The sequence below is a fragment of the Nocardioides sp. CPCC 206348 genome (assembly GCF_048654705.1).
GTDB lineage: Bacteria > Actinomycetota > Actinomycetes > Propionibacteriales > Nocardioidaceae > Nocardioides.
In genome coordinates this window covers 2,616-3,772 of sequence record NZ_JBMCZA010000203.1, presented here as the reverse complement: position 1 = coordinate 3,772, position 1,157 = coordinate 2,616, and the positions used below count along the sequence as shown (strand labels likewise).

The following is a 1,157-nucleotide window of genomic DNA, read 5'->3' as shown; positions in this document are numbered from 1 at the left end:
ACGACGCCGGGCTCCGGCATCTGGGCCGTGCTGTCCGACGTCGCGCCCGACGGGACGTCCAACCCCTTGACGGTCGGCCGGCTGAGCACGAGCTACCCGGCCGTCGTACCCGCGAAGTCGATGACCGACGGCCAGGGCCGGATCGTCCAGCCGTACGGCGACTACTCCCACGCCTCGCCGGCCACGCCGCTCCAGTTCCGCCGCTACCAGGTGGAGTTGTGGCCGGTCGGCAACCGCTTCGAGAAGGGGCACCGGATCCGGATCCAGATCGTCGGTACGTCGCTCGCGTCCCCGCTGGCGCTGCCCGCGATCCACAACCTGCGCATCGGTGGCGCGGACGGCGCCCGGCTGCGGGTGCCCGTGTTGCCGGGGAGTGACTTGAGCGCTGCACTTGGGCCTTGACCGGCGCTGCGGCTGAGGGCTCTGGGACGATCCTCGGCGTGGCCAAGAGATTCAAACGCATGAGGAAATGGGCGGACCGTTGGATGCCGGCCATTTTCGCCCTTTGTTGTGTTGGACTCGCCGTGGTCGCCTCGCCAGATGTGCTTGCTGCCGCACGGAATGATGGCCGACCAGGAACCTTCACTGCGGCGGCGGAGGACTGCTCCGGCCGCGGCGGATGCAGTTGGCGCGGGTCGTTCGTGAGCGATGACGGCTCCGTTCGCTCGGATGAGGTCAGCTACGACGGTCCTGGAGTCGAGGAGGCCGGAGACGAGACGGTTGCACAGGCAACTCGGAACGAGCCGGGCGAGGTCTATCCGCCGAATGACCGGACGTGGGTGTTGATGCTCGCGCTCGGGGGCGGCGGTGTGGGGTATCTGGTGTGGTGGGTCGTGCGAGGGAGTTGGCGCCGCCGGTAGGTGGCCGGATAATCGTTTGTGAGTGAGCGCTCACTCATCTAATCTGGTGAGATGCCACCACGCGCCGCACCACTCTCGCCCGAGGACCGGCGCGAGGCGTTGATCCGGGCCACCCGGCCGCTGCTCTACGACCACGGCCGCGCAGTCACCACCAAGCTGATCGCCGAGGCGGCCGGTGTCGCGGAGGGCACGATCTTCCGGGTCTTCGCCTCCAAGGAGGAGCTGATCGACGCCACGGTCACCCGGGCGTTCGAGCCGGGCGACGTGCTGCGCCGTCTCGACGAGATCGACGTGGGG

2 protein-coding genes are annotated in these 1,157 nt (G+C 68.7%); both read left to right on the top strand.

The annotated features are described in order from the left end of the window. The coding region (locus ACOADB_RS20060) for a CocE/NonD family hydrolase C-terminal non-catalytic domain-containing protein (RefSeq protein WP_378602561.1) at positions 1-402 on the top strand (402 nt) is incomplete at its 5' end. A 509-nt stretch (positions 403-911) separates the two neighbouring features. After that, on the top strand, positions 912-1,157 hold a 246-nt coding region (locus ACOADB_RS20055), incomplete at its 3' end, for a helix-turn-helix domain-containing protein (protein ID WP_378602558.1).